Source organism: Pseudomonas sp. REP124, from assembly GCF_020164475.1.
GTDB lineage: Bacteria > Pseudomonadota > Gammaproteobacteria > Pseudomonadales > Pseudomonadaceae > Aquipseudomonas.
Window position 1 is genome coordinate 75,960 of record NZ_JAIQWX010000005.1, and the last position, 17,098, is coordinate 93,057.

14 protein-coding genes and 1 pseudogene are annotated in these 17,098 nt (G+C 62.4%); 10 read left to right on the forward strand and 5 right to left on the reverse strand.

The features are described 5' to 3' along the window. Nucleotides 1-92: 92 nt before the first annotated feature. Genes K9857_RS02630 through K9857_RS02640 form a run of 3 tightly spaced genes read right to left on the reverse strand, consistent with a single transcriptional unit; the run spans nucleotide 93 to nucleotide 3,769 of the window. Nucleotides 93-1,121, reverse strand: coding sequence for a DUF2955 domain-containing protein (locus K9857_RS02630; protein WP_224533356.1), 1,029 nt, complete (start codon nucleotides 1,119-1,121; stop codon nucleotides 93-95). Beyond that, the gene (locus tag K9857_RS02635; RefSeq protein ID WP_224533357.1) at nucleotides 1,111-2,235 is read right to left on the reverse strand and encodes an HlyD family secretion protein; all 1,125 of its coding nucleotides are present in this window, start codon (nucleotides 2,233-2,235) and stop codon (nucleotides 1,111-1,113) included. Before K9857_RS02635 ends, K9857_RS02630 begins: the two co-directional genes overlap by 11 nt. Then, nucleotides 2,228-3,769, reverse strand: a complete 1,542-nt coding sequence (locus K9857_RS02640) for an efflux transporter outer membrane subunit (RefSeq protein WP_224533358.1) — start codon at nucleotides 3,767-3,769, stop codon at nucleotides 2,228-2,230. The genes K9857_RS02635 and K9857_RS02640 overlap by 8 nt, the downstream gene beginning before the upstream one ends. A gap of 239 nt (nucleotides 3,770-4,008) precedes the next feature. Between K9857_RS02640 and K9857_RS30345 the strand changes: the two genes are divergently transcribed. From K9857_RS30345 to K9857_RS02670, 5 genes are all read left to right on the forward strand, one after another. Beyond that, nucleotides 4,009-6,012, forward strand: coding sequence for an aminotransferase class I/II-fold pyridoxal phosphate-dependent enzyme (locus tag K9857_RS30345; RefSeq protein ID WP_318011740.1), 2,004 nt, complete (start codon nucleotides 4,009-4,011; stop codon nucleotides 6,010-6,012). Between the two features lie 28 nt (nucleotides 6,013-6,040). Continuing rightward, the gene (locus K9857_RS02655; RefSeq protein ID WP_224533359.1) at nucleotides 6,041-6,823 is read left to right on the forward strand and encodes a transporter substrate-binding domain-containing protein; all 783 of its coding nucleotides are present in this window, start codon (nucleotides 6,041-6,043) and stop codon (nucleotides 6,821-6,823) included. A 389-nt stretch (nucleotides 6,824-7,212) separates the two neighbouring features. Then, entirely contained in the window at nucleotides 7,213-7,926 is a 714-nt protein-coding gene (locus K9857_RS02660) for an ABC transporter permease (RefSeq protein WP_224533360.1), read from the forward strand. A gap of 31 nt (nucleotides 7,927-7,957) precedes the next feature. Next, nucleotides 7,958-8,656 carry an ABC transporter permease subunit gene (locus K9857_RS02665; protein WP_224533361.1) on the forward strand — a complete coding sequence of 233 codons (699 nt, stop codon included), beginning with the start codon at nucleotides 7,958-7,960 and terminating at the stop codon, nucleotides 8,654-8,656. Continuing rightward, nucleotides 8,656-9,660 (forward strand): DMT family transporter, encoded by a 1,005-nt coding sequence (locus K9857_RS02670; RefSeq protein WP_224533362.1) that lies wholly within the window; start codon nucleotides 8,656-8,658, stop codon nucleotides 9,658-9,660. The genes K9857_RS02665 and K9857_RS02670 overlap by 1 nt, the downstream gene beginning before the upstream one ends. Here the strand turns inward: K9857_RS02670 and K9857_RS02675 are convergent. After that, nucleotides 9,616-10,179: pseudogene (locus K9857_RS02675) on the reverse strand (TetR/AcrR family transcriptional regulator); the annotation flags it as partial. The gene K9857_RS02670 and the pseudogene K9857_RS02675 sit on opposite strands and share 45 nt — an antisense overlap. Nucleotides 10,180-10,263: 84 nt before the next feature. On the opposite strand from K9857_RS02675, the gene K9857_RS02680 reads away from it, so the two are divergent. The 3 genes from K9857_RS02680 to K9857_RS02690 all read left to right on the forward strand — a co-directional run bounded on the left by K9857_RS02680 (nucleotide 10,264) and on the right by K9857_RS02690 (nucleotide 12,509). Further along, on the forward strand, nucleotides 10,264-11,280 hold the full coding sequence (locus K9857_RS02680; protein WP_224533363.1) for a succinylglutamate desuccinylase/aspartoacylase family protein: 1,017 nt from the start codon (nucleotides 10,264-10,266) through the stop codon (nucleotides 11,278-11,280). 93 nt (nucleotides 11,281-11,373) lie between these two features. Continuing rightward, a complete protein-coding gene (locus K9857_RS02685; RefSeq protein ID WP_224533364.1) occupies nucleotides 11,374-11,997 on the forward strand; it encodes an NIPSNAP family protein in 624 nt (207 codons plus the stop codon). Between the two features lie 278 nt (nucleotides 11,998-12,275). Continuing rightward, a complete protein-coding gene (locus K9857_RS02690) occupies nucleotides 12,276-12,509 on the forward strand; it encodes a DUF2790 domain-containing protein (RefSeq protein ID WP_224533365.1) in 234 nt (77 codons plus the stop codon). An 84-nt stretch (nucleotides 12,510-12,593) separates the two neighbouring features. Here the strand turns inward: K9857_RS02690 and K9857_RS02695 are convergent, their stop codons facing one another. Further along, nucleotides 12,594-13,532: a LysR substrate-binding domain-containing protein gene (locus K9857_RS02695; RefSeq protein ID WP_224533366.1), complete on the reverse strand. Its 939-nt coding sequence runs from the start codon at nucleotides 13,530-13,532 to the stop codon at nucleotides 12,594-12,596. Nucleotides 13,533-13,653: 121 nt separating this feature from the next. On the opposite strand from K9857_RS02695, the gene K9857_RS02700 reads away from it, so the two are divergent. Both K9857_RS02700 and K9857_RS02705 read left to right on the forward strand, forming a co-directional pair. Next, nucleotides 13,654-14,658, forward strand: a complete 1,005-nt coding sequence (locus tag K9857_RS02700; RefSeq protein ID WP_224533367.1) for an aldo/keto reductase — start codon at nucleotides 13,654-13,656, stop codon at nucleotides 14,656-14,658. A gap of 343 nt (nucleotides 14,659-15,001) precedes the next feature. Beyond that, entirely contained in the window at nucleotides 15,002-17,053 is a 2,052-nt protein-coding gene (locus tag K9857_RS02705) for a pyridoxamine 5'-phosphate oxidase family protein (RefSeq protein ID WP_224533368.1), read from the forward strand. Nucleotides 17,054-17,098 lie beyond the last annotated feature (45 nt).

Genomic DNA, 17,098 nt, shown 5'->3' on the forward strand with positions numbered 1-17,098 from the left:
AGGAGCGAGCATGCTCGCGATGGTCGTCAACGATGACGCGGGCGTTCTGATGCCCCGCGGTGTATGGGCTTCCATCGCGAGCATGCTCGCTCCTACAGGAGAGGTTGTGGCTTCGGATTTTGGTGCTGCTCTAGCACATGCACCATCACGCACGCATACAAGGTCACCGCAATGAACAGCGCCATCCGTACCGCAAACGCGGTGTAGACGTCCTTGCCCGCCGCGCTGTCCTGCACCGACTGCCCCAGCAGGATGATCAGGGTGATCAGGGTGTTCATCCAGAAACCGGGGCTCCAGCGGCCGGGGCTCAGGCCGTAGAGCTTGCGGGCCAGGATCAGGCCGAACAGCAGCATCCACAGAAAGTACATCCACAGGTGCACGAACAGGCTCAGCGCACACCAGAACAGGATCGCCAGCAGACCGCCGAGCAGCGTCGAACCGACCAGTTCGCGACCGGCGCTGCGGGCCGAAGTGGTGGAACTCTGCTGCCCCAGGTTCACCGCCTTGAGCACGATCGGCAGGTAGCTGGCCGGATCGATCAGCGCCAACAGAAACGCCGGGATCACGATCAATGTTGCGCGCAACGCCACCCGGTGCACTTCGTTCTCGGGCAGTGGCGCGGGAGCGGGCGGGGTCGGGGCGTTGGCCGGCTCCGGGAACACGCCATGGGCGATCACACCCATCATGATCGCCAGCAGCAACCCCGCCACCAATGCCTTGATCACCGTCAGCGCCAGATCAAAATCGGCAAAGCCCGCCGAAGAAATCATGGTCAGACCGATCACCAAAAGCGTGACGATCAGATTATTGCCGCCCCTCAAGCCAAACCCGAACACCGCGAACAGACAAAGCCCGATCAGCATCACGCCGCTGAACCCGAAATAACGCAGCAGCGGAATCAGCAGCAGGCCGACACCGGTGGTGAGCATCGCCGCCAGCCCGAGGCCGATGGCCGCCTTGAAGGACAGGGGGCGATTGACGGATATCAGCAACAACGTACACAACACCGGCGCCAGAAACGGAATCGGCAACGCCAGCCCATAACTGGCTGCCAGGCACAGCGCCGTGCCAAATGCCAGGCGCGCCGCGCGCTGGGACCTCGGTGAGCGCTCAGTAGGCATACGACAGCCAGCTCATCAGCCCGAGGAAAATCCGTCCCAACGGGTTCAACCAATTGCCCTCGTCAGGAAAGGCCATCACCTCGGCCTGGCCGCCAGCGCGGATCGAGCGGTTGTCCTTGAGTGAACTCAGCGCCTCGGGGGAAAACTCGATGATCACCGGGAATCGCTGGGCGGGGCGCAGCCAGTCGCGGCTGTTCTGCACCGTGGGCAGGCTACCGGGGGCGGTCGGTTGGCCGACGCTGACACCGTAACCGACGCTGCGAACACGGCCGACGAACACCTCGCCGGGCAGCGCATCGAGCACGATCCGCACCGGCGTGTCGGGTTTGACCAGCCCCAGGTTGTTCTCGGTCATGTCGGCGCTGATCCACACGTCATGGATCGCGATCAGGGTCATCACCGGGTTACCGGCGGCGGCGAACTGGCCGACGTCGGTGCGCAGGTCAGTGATCAGCCCGGCCGAGCGGGCGCGCACCTGGGTGTTGGACAGATCCAGCTCGGCTTTCGACAGGGCGGTGGCAGCGCTGCGCAACTGGGCGTTGTCTTCCTCGCTGCCGCCTTCCTGTTCTCGGGCCCTTTGGACTTCGGCGCGGGCGGCAGCGACCTGGCTGACCGCCGCCTCGCGGTTGGCCCGGGACACTTCAAGCAGACGCACGGACACGGTGCCGGGGTCCTGGCGATACAGGCCTTCAAGGCGCTGATTGTCCTGCCGCGCCTTGAGCTCGTTGGCCTGGGCCGCCCGCAAGCTGGCCTGGGCCGAAGCGATACCGGCGGTGCTCGCGCCGATCTGCCGGCGGGTGGATTCCAGATCGGCCTTGGCCCGGTCGACGGCGATTTGATAGGGCTGCGGATCGACCTCGAAGATCACATCGCCAGCCTTGACGTCCTGGTTGTTGCGCACGTTGACGCGGATCACCCGGCCGGCGACTTCCGCCGCCACCGGAATCACGAACGCACCGATCCGGGCCTGTTGCGTGTAGGGCGTGAAGCGATCCGCCAGCAGATACCAGGCAAGGCTCAGGACGATCAGCAGCAGCACCCATTTCACGCCTTTCTTCGTCGGGTCGGCGGCGGGCGGCGGGGCGTCGGAGGAAGGAGGCGCGGCGTCAGTCATGGGTGCTTACCGGATTGGGAGAGGAGGAGGCGGGTTGCGGCTCGGACAGCAGCTCGCCCCAGTCGGTGCGTTGTTCCATCTGCTTGCGTGTGGCCGGGTCGATCCTGGCCTGGGCGCTGTACCAGCCACCGCCCAAGGCCCGGTACAGGGCAATCACGTTGCTGACCGCGTCGCTGCGGCTGACCAGATAGCTGTCCTGGGTGTCGAGCAGCGCGCGCTGGGCATCGAGCACCCGTTGAAAGTCCGAGTAACCCTCGCGATACAGGGTGTTGGCCAGTTCCAGTGAACGCTTCGCCGCGCCTTCGGCCTCGCGCAGGATGCGTTCGCGCTGCAAGGCCTGAGTCAGGCCGTTGGCGGCGTCGTCCGCCTCACGCGCGGCCTGGCGCACCTTGTCGCGATACGCCTCGATCAATTGTTGCAGGCGCGCATCCTGGACCCGCACGTTGTTGGTGATGCGTCCGTAATCGAACACGTTCCAGCGCAGGCTTGGCCCGCCGATCAGGTCGAGGCTGCGGGAACTGCCGCTTAGGGTGTCGGTGGACCAGACGATGCTGCCCAGCAGACTCAGGGACGGGTAGAGATCGGTCTCGGCCACGCCCACCAGCGCTGACTGCGCGGCGACGTTCAATTCGGCGGCGCGCACGTCGGGGCGGCGCAGCAGCAGCTTGGCTGGGACGTCCTGCAGCACCGCGCGGTCCACCAGCGGAATCAGGCTGTTGTTCTCCACCACCAGCGGCAATTCTCCCGGCGGCTGACCGATCAGGATCGCCAGGGCATTGCGCAGGCGCACCAGCTGATCCTGCAGGCCGGGAATGCTGCTCAGGGTGCCCAGGTATTGGGTCTTGGCTTGTTGCAGGTCGAGTTCGGCGGTCTGGCCGCTCTTGAAAAGCTTTTCGGTGATCTCGTAATTGCGCTCCTGCTGGCGGGCGTTCTCCTCGGCCACTCGCAAGCGGGCCTGGGTTGTACGCAGGGCAAAGTAGTTGTCGGCGACCTGCGCCCGCAGGAGCACCAGGGCGTCCTCGTAATTGGCCTCGGCGGCGAAATAGCTGGCGTCGGAGGCCTCGATGGCGCGGCTGAAACGTCCCCAGAAATCCAGTTCCCAACCCACATCGAAGCCAGCGCTGTGCTGCCAGAAACGGCTGTCGACCGGGTTACGACCGCCAGATTGGTCACGGTGCACATACACGCTGTCGGCGCTGAGCTGTTGCAGCTGCGGATAACGGCCGCTTTCGGCGATGCCCAGTTGCGCCCGGGCCTCCATGACCCGCAGGCCGGCGATCTTCAGGCTGGAGTTGTTGGCGTCAGCTTCGGCGATCAACTGGTCCAGGGTCGGGTCGGCAAAAATCTCCCACCACTGGCGGATGTCCGGTTGCAGTTCCCGCTGGCTGGCCTGTTCCAGGTGCGGCGAATTCCAGTGATCGACCCAGGGCTCTGCGGGCGGCTGAAAATCCGGCCCCAAGCGTACGCATCCGTCCAGAGACAGGACGAGGGCGAGCGCGGTAAACAGCGGCAAGGGACGGGCGGATGAGGGCATTGCGTGGTTCCGGCCAGGGAATATCACAGCAGCATAGCCGCCCAAACGCCGCCCGGAGGGTTTGCGCGAGCCTCCACGCAAAAACGGCGCCAATGCATTAAAAACGACCTGTTTACGCTAAACGCGCACCTTCATCACTTTTCTGTTGAACGAGTGTTCAGCTTGGATTATGTTCTTTTCCACCTACTCTCCCGGCTGGTTGCGGGCTTGCGTTTCTTCTTTTTGAACGAGGCACTGGCATGCGGTTTTCACCCTTTGTTGAGCGGATCTCAGGACAAGGCGTAGCGGCCTGGGATATTCACTACGCGGCTTTCGATGCGCGACGACGCGGTGAGGATGTGATCATTCTCAGTGTCGGCGATCCGGATTTCCCGACACCCGACTTCATCACCGATGCCGCCATCGAAGCGCTGCGCGAAGGTGACACCCACTACACCGAAATCGCTGGCCGCAAGGCGCTGCGCGACGCCATCGCCGGGCGTTACTCCAAACTCCTCGGTCGTGAACTGCAAGCTGAAAACGTGATCACCGTGGCCGGGGCGCAGAACGCCTTGTTCACCGCTTCGATGTGCCTGCTCAGCGCCGGCGACGAGGTGATTGCCCTCGATCCGATGTACGTGACCTACGAGGCGACCCTCAAGGCCTCCGGCGCCACTTTGGTGCGGGTGCCGTGCTCGGCGGATGATGATTTCCGCCTCGACGCCGCCGTCCTCGCCAAGGCCATCACCAACCGCACCAAGGCGATTTTCCTCTCCAACCCGAACAATCCCACCGGCGTGGTGCTCAACCGCGAAGAACTGCAGACCATCGCCGACCTGGCCATCGCCCATGACCTCTGGGTGGTGGTCGATGAAGTCTATGAAAGCCTGACCTTCGAGCGCGATCACTTGAGCCTGGCGGCGTTGCCGGGCATGGCCGAACGCTGCGTGGTGATCGGCAGCCTGTCCAAGTCCCACGCCATGACCGGCTGGCGCATCGGCTGGATCGTTGCTGATCCCGGGTTGGTGGCCCATGCCGAAAACCTGGTGTTGAGCATGCTCTACGGCTTGCCGGGCTTCTGCATGGAAGCCGCGCTCAAGGCCGTGCAGGCTCACGACGAAGTCAGCCACGGCATGCGTGATATCTATCGGCACCGTCGTGACCTGGTGGTGGCGGGGCTGTCGGGCTGTGATGCGATTTCCGTGCTCAAGCCCGATGCCGGCATGTTCGTGCTGGTGGACGTGCGCGCTACCGGCCTGACCTCGCTGGAATTCGCCTGGCGGCTGCTGCGTGAGGCGCGGGTGTCGGTGCTCGATGCCGCCGCTTTTGGCGAGCCAGCTCAAGGCTTTGTGCGCTTGTCCTTCACCATGGGTGAAGAGCGGCTGGCGGAAGCGTGCAAGCGCATCCGCGACTTCCTTCTTGTACTCAGAGATGAAGCACCGAAGCCTGTCATCGCCCGCGTGACCAGCGAACCGCTGATTCAGCCGGCGACCGTGCGCAACATGATCGAGGTGGAAAAGCTGCACAAGCGCTTCGGCAACATCGAAGTGCTCAAGGGCGTCTCGATGACCGCCCGCGAAGGCGATGTGATTTCTCTGATCGGCGCCAGCGGCTCGGGCAAAAGTACCTTGCTGCGCTGCATCAACATGCTCGAAGTGCCGGACCAGGGCCGCATCCTGGTGGACGGCGAAAGCATTCACCTGAACCACACCCGTCCCGGCGCGCCGCTGGTGGCGGATGCCAAGCAGCTGGTGCGCATCCGTTCGAGCCTGGGCATGGTGTTCCAGAACTTCAACCTCTGGCCCCATCGCACGGTGCTGGAGAACCTGATCGAGGCGCCGACCCAGGTCCTGCGCGAGAGCAAGGCGGAGGCCACCGAACGCGCCGAAGCGCTGCTCGAACGCGTGGGGCTGGCGGCCAAGCGCAACGAATACCCGGCGTTTCTCTCCGGGGGGCAGCAACAACGGGTGGCGATCGCCCGGGCCCTTGCCATGCGGCCCAAGGTCATGCTGTTCGATGAACCCACCTCGGCACTCGACCCTGAATTGGTCGGCGAAGTGCTGCGGGTGATCCGCTCGCTCGCCGAAGAAGGCCGGACCATGATCCTGGTGACTCATGAAATGGCCTTCGCACGCGATGTCTCATCCAAGGTCGCCTTCCTGCATCAAGGCCTGATCGAGGAAACCGGTACGCCGGACGATGTGTTCGTACACCCACGCAGCGAGCGTTGCCGACAGTTCGTCAACGCTCATCAGACTCGCTAATAACATCAATAAAAGACGGGGAACAATCATGGGAAATCGACGTTTGGCAAACTGGTTGGGCGGCGTGGCTTGCGTCATGCTCGCCGGCATCAGCGCAGCGCAGGCCCAGCCGATCCGCTTCGCGGTCGCAGCCGAACCCTATCCGCCGTACACCGAGAAGCAGGCCAACGGTGAGTGGAAGGGCTTTGAAGTGGATCTGATCCACAAGCTGTGCAGCGAAATGAAAGCCGAGTGCGAGATCAAGGAAGTGGCGTGGGACGGGATCATTCCGTCGCTGCTGGCGAAGAAGATCGACGTGATTTTTTCCTCGATGTCGGTGACCGAAGAGCGTGAGAAGCAGATAGCTTTCAGCAAGGCCTACTACGACACCCCGATCGCGATTGTCGGCCCCAAGGGCACCAAAGTCGCCAAGTACCCGGATGACCTGAAGGGCAAGACCATCGGCGTGCAGAACTCCACCGTCAGCGCCAGTTACCTGAAGGCCTACTACGAAAAAATCGCCGACGTGAAGTACTACGACACCCAGGATTCGGCCAACGCCGACATGGTTGCCGGTCGCATCGACCTGATGATGGCCGACGGCACCGCGATGACCGCTTTCGTCAAATCCCCGGACGCCAAGGGCCTCGAACTGCTCGCTACCGTTCCTTACGACCCGCTGTTCGGCAAGGGCGTCGGCGCCGGCATCCGCAAGGACGACACCGAACTCAAAGCCAAGCTCGACAAGGCCATCACCGAACTGCTGGCCAGCAAGGACTACGACGAACTCTCCCAGAGCTATTTCGGCACCAGCGTAAAGCCGAAGTTGTGACCTTGGTGACGCACCTGTAGGAGCGAGCATGCTCGCGATGGTGGCGAACGATAACGCGGGAAGCCTGATGCCCCGCGGTGTCCCGAAGTCCATCGCCAGCAAGCTGGCTCCTACAGAGGACGGCGCAATACCTGTAGGAGCGAGCATGCTCGCGATGGTGGTGAACGATGACGCGGGAAACCTGATGCCCCGCGGTGTGTCGGAGTCCATCGCGAGCATGCTCGCTCCTACAGGGGACGGCGCAGTACTTGTGGGAGCGGGCTTGCCCGCGAATGGTCGTCAACGATGACGCTGGGTATCTGATGCCCCGCGGTGTATCGGAATCCATCGCGAGCATGCTCGCTCCTACAGGGAGCAGGGTGTTCTGTGGGGCTTAACCGGAGACTGAAATGCCAACAATGTTCGAGATGATCGGTTTCAGCGAACAGGGATGGGGCGCTGCGTTGCTCAAGGGGCTGGGAATGACCCTGCAGATATCGGCCGGGGCCTTTGTGGTCGGGTTGATCGTCGGGCTGGTGGTGGCCTGTCTCAAGCTGGGTGCGCCCAAACCCATTGCGGCACTGGCCCGTGGTTACACCACATTGTTCCGCGCCGTACCCGAGCTGTTGATGATCCTGTTGCTGTTCTACGTCGGTTCCATGCTGCTCAATCGCTTGATGGAGTCTTTGGGTTACGACGTGGTCAATGTCAGCGGGCCACTGGCGGCGATCCTGGTGCTGGGGCTGGTGCAGGGCGCCTACGCCTCGGAGATCTTCCGCGCAGCGATCCAGGCCATTCCTTTCGGCCAGATCGAAGCGGGCAAGGCTTTCGGCCTGCACGGTTTCGGCCTGTTTCGCCGCGTCACGCTGCCGATCATGGCGCCGTACGCGATGGCGGGCATGTCCAACCTGTGGATCAACCTGATCAAGGACAGTGCGCTGATCAGCGTGGTCGGCACCAACGAACTGCTCTACACCGCCAAGCAGGCCGCGGGTTCGACCCGTCAGTACCTGTTGTTCTACCTCACCGCCGCAGCGCTGTATTACGCGGTGACGCTGGTATCCAACTACTTGTCGGGACGGCTGGAGCGACGCATTCGTCGCTGGATGCCAATTGTCGACTAACCGGGCCGAACGAACGGGTTGAGAGAGCGAAATGATTCCAGCGTGGATACTCGAATACGCATCGCTGCTGATGCGCGGACTGCAAACGACAATCGCCATCCTGCTGATTTCCAGCGTGCTGGGGTTCGTCCTGGCAATCCTGGTGGCACTGGCACGCATCTCCAGAAACAAGCTGATCGCCAAGGTCAGCCTGTTCTTCACCAGTGTGACGCGCGGCACGCCGCTGCTGATCCAGATCTACATCTTCTACTACGGCCTGGGCAGCCTGTTCGCGCAGTTTCCGGTGATCCGCGGCAGCTTCCTCTGGCCCTACATGCGCGATGGCTACTGGTACATCGTCTTCGCCCTGGTGGTGTCGGTGGGCACCTACGTCGGCGAAGTGATTCGCGGCGGCCTGCTGGCGGTGCCCAAGGGAGAAATGGAAGCGGCCTCGGCCTTCGGCATGACCCCGCGCCAGACCCTGTTGCGGGTGCGCCTGCCTCGGGCATTGCGCCTGCTGCTGCCGACCCTCGCCGGGGAAACGGTGATGCTGCTCAAATCCACGGCGCTGGCCTCGACCATCGCGGTCATCGACCTGTTGGGCGCGGCCAACGTGGTGCGGGCGCAAACCCTGCAAGTCTATGAGCCGCTGCTGTTGGTGGCCGGCGTGTATATCTGCCTGACGTTCCTGATCGAGGCACTGTTCGCCTTCTTCGAACGTCGCGGCACCCCGGTGCGCAGGTCCGCATGATGAACCACCCACGGGTTGACCGCTCACTGCAAGGCATTGGCCTGTGCGTTCTGGGCTATGCCTTTCTGTCCTTGCAGGACGCGGGCATCAAGTGGCTGGTGGACGGCTATTCGGTGTTCACCATTCTGTTCTGGCGCGCCGTCGTGGTGGCGGGCGCCTGTCTGCTGGCGGGGCGCACCGAGCTGGTTCGCCGGGCCTGGCGTTCATCCAGCCGTCGGCTGCTGGTGGTGCGCGGCCTGCTGTCGATTGCGGCCTGGCTGCTGTACTACACGGCGGCCCGGGACCTGACCTTGGCGGAAATGACCACCCTGTATTTCTCGGCGCCGATCATGGTCACGGTGCTGGCGACGAGCATTCTCAAGGAACAGGTCAACCGCTGGCAGTGGTTCGCCCTGATCCTCGGTTTCATCGGCGTGGTGATTGCCTGCCGTCCCAACAACATGGCGGACCCTGTGCCGATCGTCCTGACCCTGCTGGCGGCAGTGTTCTGGGCGTTTACTTACATTCAACTGCGTCAGGTGGATGACCAGACTTCGGTGCTGGAGCAGATGCTCATCACCAATGTGGTGTTCGTGATCTGCATGGCCGTGGCCTTGCCCTGGACCCACACGCCGACGCCGATGCCGGCCTGGCTGGGTATGCTCGCCGCCGGCCTGATGGGCGGAGCGGGGCAGTTCTTGCTGTTCGCCAGTTTCCAGCGCGCCACGGCCACGGTGCTAGCACCGTTCGAATACACCGGGCTGATCTGGGCGTTCCTGCTGTCGAGCGTGGTCTGGGGCACGCTGATGGACGTGTCGCTGATGATCGGCGCCGGCCTGATCGCGGTCAGCGGCACCCTGGCGATGATCTTCGGCCGGCACGCCTCACAGGACGTCGTCGGCGCTGAATGCTCCGTTTCGCAGTCCCTTTACCCAGCAGCGACAGATGTGGAGACCGTTGGCCGGGCTGAAGGTCTCGGCGTTGAGGCTCCACTCGATCCAGAGGCCGTCGAGCATCGCCGATAGGCCGATGGCGGCCAGGCGGGTGTCGTGGATCTTGAAACCTTCGCTGGTGGCCAGGTCGTCGAGCAACTGACACAGCAGGTCGATGTAGGTGCCGTAGCTTTTTTCATGGGCCTGGCTTACGTGTTCGGAATGCCGGATCAGGCTCCAGAACACCACCCAGGCGCCGAGCAATTGCGGGTCCAGCACCCGTGGGGAAAAGGAACCGACCAGGAACGCATCCATCTTCTGCGCCGGCGTGCCGGCCTGATCGATTTCATTGCGCAGGGCGGTGGTCAGTTCGATGGCGAGCTTCTGGTAAGTGTCGGCGATCAGCGCATCGATGCTACCGAAATGATGATTGAGCAAGCCGACAGATACACCGGCCTCGGTGGCGATACGCCGCACGGAAAGCCCGGCATGGCCATCGCGAACCAGACAGCGCAGGGCGGCGCAAATCAGCGACTCACGGCGTTCATCGGCTTCGGCACGACGGTTTTTCGGGGCAGGTGTGGTCACGGGGTATTCCTTGAATGGTTCCACGTTGCCGAGCTTAGTTGAACATACGTTCAATCACCAGTCTCGTCCGCGACGACGCTTTTGGCATACAAAACAGGGGGCAATCGCATGGCGCAGGATGTTTCGTTCAACGTTCACAACAATAACGGCGGCACCGTTCAGGTCGGGGCATGGCGGTTCGTCGGTGACGGCAGCGGTCCGACCGTGCATTTGCAGGCCGGCGTGCATGCCGATGAGATCGCCGGGATGCTGGTGCTGCACCTGCTGATGCAACGTCTGCAAGTGGCCGAGCAGCAAGGCCGTCTCAAGGGCAGCATCACCGTGGTGCCCCAGGCCAATCCGCTGGGTATCGGCCAGTTCCGTCAGGGGCGGATTCTCGGGCGGCATCACGACGCCACCGGGCATAACTTCAACCGGGGCTTCGACCAGTCGGCGGCCATGGAGCAGCCTTCCACCGTGGTCGAGCAATGGCAAAAGCAACTGGTGCAACTGGCGGCTCCGGCGGATGTGATGCTCGACCTGCACACCGATGACGAAGCACTGCCTTACCTCTACGTGCACCGCGGTTTCTGGCCTCGCGGTCGTGACCTGGCGGCGGCGTTGAAGATGGACGTGGCGATTATCTGGGACGACGGCGGCGACGGCTCCTTCGAAGAAACCATCATCGCCCCCTGGCTGCGCGAAGGCAGCGCCGACCGGCACATGGCGGCGACCCTGGAGTTGCGCGGGCAGGGCGACGTCAGCGATCACTTCGCCGAGCAGGATGCCGACGGTCTTTACTCCTGGCTGTGCGGATACGGCGTGATCGACGATACCCCGGCACCCGCAGACTGGCCCGTCGAAGCCGTGGAAATGGGCCACATGGAAACCATCCTTGCGCCGCAACCCGGCGTGCTGATCTTCGAAAAGGAACTGGGCGATCTCGTCGAGGAGGGCCAGCGCTTTGCACGAATCCTGCGCCGCCCCGGCGACCCGTCTTCGGAAGTGGTGTTGTACGCGCAACAGACCGGACGCCTGGTCACCCGCTACCGCGATCGCCTGATCGGCCAGGGCATGGGCGTGGCGAAGTTCACCGGCACCCGCGTGTCGCGCAACTGGAGCGGCGGGCTGCTGGACCCGAACTAAAGAAAACACTTAGACCGAGAGTGATCACCCGAATACCGCAGCGCAGAGCGTTGCCCTAGGCTGCCGGCTATTGAATTCTGGCCGGAGTACGCCATGCGGTTATTCGAGTTGATCACCTTCACGGTAAAGGTTCGCACCGTCGCCCAAGCGCTGGCGAAGATTGAAACGGCACTGGCCGAGCCCGAGGTCGGTGGCACCCTGATGGGGTGCTGGGCCTCGGAGATCGGTCAGTTGAACCAGATTGCCCTGTTGCGCGGCTTTGCCGATGAAAACGCGCGGCAAGCCGAACGCGAGCGGTTCTTGCTGGATGGCCGGGCGTTCGGCATCAACGAGTTCATCACCGACCTGCGCATCGAAAACTACAGTCTGTTTCCCTTCCTCAAACCCCTGGCCCCCGGCAATAACGGGCCGTGCTATGAACTGCGAGTCTACGACCTGATCAGCGCCGGCCTGCAACCGACCCTCGATGGCTGGGCCAAGGCCATCGAAGCCCGCACCGCCGAACAATACTCCCCGGTATACGCCGCGTTTTACGCCACCGACGGCGCACTGCCGCGCTACCTGCATATCTGGCCGTGGTCCACGTTGGAAAAGCGCCTGCAAGTGCGCACCCAGGCCGTTGCAGACGGCGTTTGGCCCCCGGAAAACTCCGGCCCGCAACTGCGCGACATGCAATCCACCATCTACCTGCCCGCGAAGTTTTCACCGCTGCAGTAATTGTAGGAGCGAGCATGCTCGCGATGGTCGTCAACGATAACGCGGGAAACCTGATACCACGCGTTGCCTGTGCCTGCATCGCGAGCAGGCTCGCTCCCACAGTTTTTGAGCGAAAGGGTAAAAATCAATCAGCGCGCTGCGCCTCATCAATTTTCTTAATCTTTGGTATTAATTAAGCGAACTTCCACCACTCAAGTGATGAATTGATAATGGGTCCCAAGCGAGCAAACACAGACCACTTAGTTGCTCTCTTAACCAACTTATCCCGGAGATTCATCATGAAATACGTAATGTTCGCCGCACTTTCGTTAGCCAGTGTTTTTGCTTCGGCTCAAGAGGCAACTCCAGCCCAGAAAGGTTTGGACATCGCCAAGGTCATCAGCATCAAATCCGCTCAGGACCCTGCCACCACCAGCGGTATCATCGACTCGAAGATGGTTTACCTGGACAGCGCCGGCGTCACCCGTACCCTGGACTACACCATCCTCGGTAACGCCCAGCAGAGCGGTTGAAGTTAATGATTGAAGTTATTCCGAACTGCTGTAAAACAACTAAAAACGCCGCGTCCAACGCGGCGTTTTTAGTTATGGGCGCAATTAACGCACCTCGGCCAGACTGCCTTGTTGCTGCGAAACAAAAGGCTCCGGCTCCGGCCCGGTAAGAATCAACCGAAACGTTTCCACCAACGGCCGCAACGTCACCCGATGCCAAGCCACCCACAGCGGCATGGTAAACGTGAGCCACGGCAGCTCGCGAAACACCACCCCTGGATGCGCCGCTTGATTCAAACTTTTCTGAGTCATGGCCACCCCCAGCCCAGCCGCCACCAGACCCAACGCGGTATACGGCTCAGCTGCCTCCAGACGAATCTGCGGCGTGAACCCCGCACGAATGCACGCAGCGACGAAATCCGCATGATGGTTCTCGCCCTGGCTGTACTTCACGCCAATCCAGTCCAGATCCTGCACGTGAGTCGGCAGCAGACGCTCGGTACCCGCCAGCGGATGGTTCGCCGGCATCGCCAGCAACATGGGGTCTTCCAGCAACTGAAAGTGCGTCAGTTCCGGGTCATCGTTGCTCGGCGGCTCGCTGACCAGCGCCACGTCCAGGCTGCGTTGGCGCAAGCCTTCGAGCTGATCGGCCGAACTCAGGTGGTGCAGGGCGATGTGCACGCCGGGGCGAATCTCGCGTACTTCCCGCAAGGCCGCCGGCAGCACGTTGGCGTGCATGGCATTTTCGATGTAGCCGATGCACAGACCGCCTTCTTCGCCACGCCCCAGGCGCTTGCCCAGTGACTCGAGCCGATTGGCGTGGGTGAGCAGGGCGCGAGCTTCGGTGAGGAAGGTCCTTCCGTCGGTTGTCAGGCGGATGCGTTGCTGGCTTCGTTCGAAGAGGACCAGGCCCAGGCGCTCCTCGAGCTGGGCGATCTGCCTGCTTAGAGGCGACTGGGAAATGTGCAACCGCTCTGCCGCGCGGCCCACGTGTTCCTCTTCGGCGGTGACGATGAAATAGCGAAGCTGGCGCAGGTCGATCATGTGATGCTCGCGAGGTCTCAAGTATGGCTTATTGTGTCTTGGACGGTCTGCGTTGCGCAATCTAGGATCTGCTCAACGGTCGCCAACCGGCGATCACTCAACTGATCCAGAGGATTCGAAAATGAGCTTGAAAGACAAATTGCCAGGCGTGTTGGGTTTCGGTACCGCTCCACTGGGCAACATGTTCCGCAACATTCCTGAAACCGAGGCACTGGCCACCGTCGATGCGGCCTGGGATGCCGGCGTGCGTTACTTCGATACCGCGCCGTTCTACGGTGCCGGTCTTTCCGAAATCCGCCTGGGCAACGCGCTGGAAAAATACAACCGCGACGACTACGTCCTGAGCACCAAGGTCGGCCGCGTCATCCTCGACGAACTGGACAACAGCGCCCGTGACCTGGGTGAAAAAAGCGGTGTGTTCGAACACGGTCTGCGCAACAAGATCGTCAACGACTACAGCGCCGATGCCACGAAGCGCTCCATCGAGGACAGCCTCAAGCGCCTGAAGACCGACCGCCTGGACATCGTCTGGATTCACGACATCGCACAGGACTTCTACGGTGACCAGTGGCTGCAATACTTCGAACAGGCCCGCACCGGTGCCTTCAAGGTGCTGGACCGTCTGCGTGACGAGGGCGTGATCAAGGCCTGGGGCCTGGGTGTCAACCGCGTCGAGCCGATCGAGCTGACCCTGGATCTGGAAGAAGCCCGCCCTGACGGCATGCTGCTCGCCGGTCGCTACACCTTGCTCGATCACGAACGTGCCCTGCAACGCGTGATGGCCTCGGCCCATGCGCAGAACGTCGACATCGTGGTCGGTGGTCCCTACAGCTCAGGGATCCTGGCCGGTGGCGCGCACTTCGAATACCAGAAGGCCAGCCCGCAGATCATCCAGAAGGTCGAGCACATCAAGCGCATCGCCCAGGCCCATGGCGTGGACATAAAGGCCGCAGCGCTGCAATTCTCCCTGGCCAACCCGGCGGTGGCCGCGGTGATCCCGGGCGCCAGCCGTCCGGAGCGTATCGCTGAAGATGTGGCTGCACTCAAGGCAGTGATCCCGGCGGCATTCTGGGCGGAACTGCGCAGCGCCGGGTTGATTGCGGCTAACGCGCCAGTGCCGGCGTAACGCCCAATCCCACAAACCTCTGTAGGAGCCGAGCTTGCTCGCGATGGTCGTCAACGATAACGCGGGAAACCAGATACCCCGCGGCGGTCTTGAATCCATCGCGAGCAAGCTCGGCTCCTACAGGTTTATGGTCGTCAACGATAACGCGGGAAACCAGATGCCCCGCAGCGGTCTAGAATCCATCGCGAGCGAGCTCGGCACCTACAGAGGGATCCGCAAAAGGCCCCATCGTTTCACCCTGCGAAATAGTGGATTGCAATCCTTGTGGATTCTGCCGCCGCCGTTTAGAGGAGAAGATAGCGCTCACGACGCAACCCTCACCACTGGCGCAAGGAGACACCCGATGGACGAAGTCACGAAAGCGCAATCCTCACCCTGGCATGAAGGCGAGTTGACCTTGCAGCGCAGCGTCGGCGCGGTCGAGATGATGGTGGGGGTCGGCCAACGACAAATGTCCCGGGCGTGGATGCCGGACCAGCATCGCGAGTTCTATGCGCAATTGCCGTTTGTGATTCTGGGTGCGGTGGATCCTCAGGGTGATGTCTGGGCCACGATTCGCACCGGCCAACCCGGCTTCATGCATTCTCCGGAACCGGAAATCCTGCACATAAAGCTTGAGCCGCAACTCAATGATCCGGCGCAGCAAGGCATGAAAGCTGGTGATGCCATCGGCATGCTCGGCATGGAATTGCATACCCGCCGGCGCAACCGCATGAATGGCAATGTCCAGCGCGAGCTGGAGGATGGCATCGAAATCGCCGTCACCCAGGCCTACGGCAATTGCCCGCGTTATATCAATCTGCGTCAGTACGCCTTCGTCGAAGAGACGCTCGACATTGCCCGCGAGTTGAGTGCGACTGACGAGATCGTGCGTCAGATGACCACCACGGCCGATTCGTTTTACGTCGCCACCTACGTCGAGCGCGACGGCCAGAATCAGGTCGACGCTTCCCATCGCGGCGGCAAATCGGGTTTCGTGCGCATGGAAGAAGACGGCGCGCTGACCATTCCGGACTTCTCCGGCAATCTGTTTTTCAACACCCTGGGCAATATCCTGCTCAACCCCCGGGCCGGGCTGGTGTTCATGGACTTCAAGAGCGGTGACCTGCTGCAGATGACCGGCACCGCCGAGGTTTTGCTGGATGATCCGCAGATTGCCGCGTTTCAGGGCGCCGAGCGGCTGTGGCGTTTCAAGCCGCAGCGCATCGTTTACCGTCAGGCGGCGCTGGCTTTGCGTTGGGAAGACAAGGAGGAGGGTGAGTCGCCCAATTCCCTGATGACTGGCAGTTGGCAGCAGGCGGCCGAACGCTTGCAGGCCGAGGCCATGCGCACCCACTGGCGGCCGCTGCGGGTGGCGCGCATCGTCGAGGAAAGTCCGAGTATCCGTTCGTTCTATCTGGAGCCCGATGATGGCATTGGCCTGCCGGGGTTCGAGCCGGGGCAACATGTGCCCGTGAGGATCCTGCCCCACGGGCAGCAGGCGCCGTCGATTCGTACCTACAGTGTGTCCAGCGCTCCGTCGGATGACTTCCTGCGTATCAGCGTCAAACGCGACGGGCTGGTTTCTTCGCATCTGCATGAGCGAATCCAGGTCGGCGACTGGATCGAAGCACGCGCACCCCAAGGGCATTTCTCCGTTCACGCGGCCGAGCGGCGCCCACTGGTGTTGTTGGCAGCCGGTGTCGGTATCACGCCGTTGCTGTCGATGCTGCGGGAAGTGGTTTATCAGGGTAAACGCATCAATCGCCTGCGCCCGACCTGGCTGGTACAAAGCAGCCGCGCCGTGGAGGACCTGGCTTTCCGTGAGGAAATCGATGAGCTGGTCACACTGGCAGGGGGCAGGGTCAAGGTGTTGCGCGTAGTCAGCCAGCCATCCACCGACGGCTCCGGCGGAGAGTATGACAAGGCCGGCCGGATCGATGTCGAACTGCTCAAGACCGTGCTGCCGCTCAATGACTACGACTTCTACTTGTGCGGACCGGGGAGCTTTACCCAGGCCTTGTACGATGGCTTGCGTGCGCTGCGCATTCCAGATGACCGGATTCACGCCGAAACCTTCGGCCCGTCCACTCTGGTCCGTGACGCCGAAGTCACCGTGCCCGCCGCGCAACAGACACCGGCTTCAAGTGAGCCGGTGAAAGTCCTGTTCTCCACCGCCGGCAAGGAAGCTCGCTGGGAACCGGGCAACGGAACCCTGCTGGAACTGGCCGAAGCCCGCGGCCTGAACCCCGAATTCAGCTGCCGCGGCGGCTCCTGCGGCACCTGCAAAACCCGTATCACCAGCGGTCAGGTGCACTACCTCAACACCCCGGACCAGGGCCTGGCCGCGGACGAAGTGCTGATTTGCTGTTCGGTCCCGGCCCAAGGCAGCGAACCGCTGGTGCTCGACATCTGAACCTACCCCTCTGTAGGAGCTGCCGAAGGCTGCGATCTTTTGATC

Bases quoted from the DNA above. Each gene is read 5' to 3' on its own strand.
- K9857_RS02630 (WP_224533356.1), bottom strand. From the start codon at position 1,121: ATGCCTACTGAGCGCTCACCGAGGTCCCAGCGCGCGGCGCGCCTGGCA.
- K9857_RS02635 (WP_224533357.1), bottom strand. From the start codon at position 2,235: ATGACTGACGCCGCGCCTCCTTCCTCCGACGCCCCGCCGCCCGCCGCC.
- K9857_RS02640 (WP_224533358.1), bottom strand. From the start codon at position 3,769: ATGCCCTCATCCGCCCGTCCCTTGCCGCTGTTTACCGCGCTCGCCCTC.
- K9857_RS30345 (WP_318011740.1), top strand. From the start codon at position 4,009: ATGCGGTTTTCACCCTTTGTTGAGCGGATCTCAGGACAAGGCGTAGCG.
- K9857_RS02655 (WP_224533359.1), top strand. From the start codon at position 6,041: ATGGGAAATCGACGTTTGGCAAACTGGTTGGGCGGCGTGGCTTGCGTC.
- K9857_RS02660 (WP_224533360.1), top strand. From the start codon at position 7,213: ATGCCAACAATGTTCGAGATGATCGGTTTCAGCGAACAGGGATGGGGC.
- K9857_RS02665 (WP_224533361.1), top strand. From the start codon at position 7,958: ATGATTCCAGCGTGGATACTCGAATACGCATCGCTGCTGATGCGCGGA.
- K9857_RS02670 (WP_224533362.1), top strand. From the start codon at position 8,656: ATGAACCACCCACGGGTTGACCGCTCACTGCAAGGCATTGGCCTGTGC.
- K9857_RS02680 (WP_224533363.1), top strand. From the start codon at position 10,264: ATGGCGCAGGATGTTTCGTTCAACGTTCACAACAATAACGGCGGCACC.
- K9857_RS02685 (WP_224533364.1), top strand. From the start codon at position 11,374: ATGCGGTTATTCGAGTTGATCACCTTCACGGTAAAGGTTCGCACCGTC.
- K9857_RS02690 (WP_224533365.1), top strand. From the start codon at position 12,276: ATGAAATACGTAATGTTCGCCGCACTTTCGTTAGCCAGTGTTTTTGCT.
- K9857_RS02695 (WP_224533366.1), bottom strand. From the start codon at position 13,532: ATGATCGACCTGCGCCAGCTTCGCTATTTCATCGTCACCGCCGAAGAG.
- K9857_RS02700 (WP_224533367.1), top strand. From the start codon at position 13,654: ATGAGCTTGAAAGACAAATTGCCAGGCGTGTTGGGTTTCGGTACCGCT.
- K9857_RS02705 (WP_224533368.1), top strand. From the start codon at position 15,002: ATGGACGAAGTCACGAAAGCGCAATCCTCACCCTGGCATGAAGGCGAG.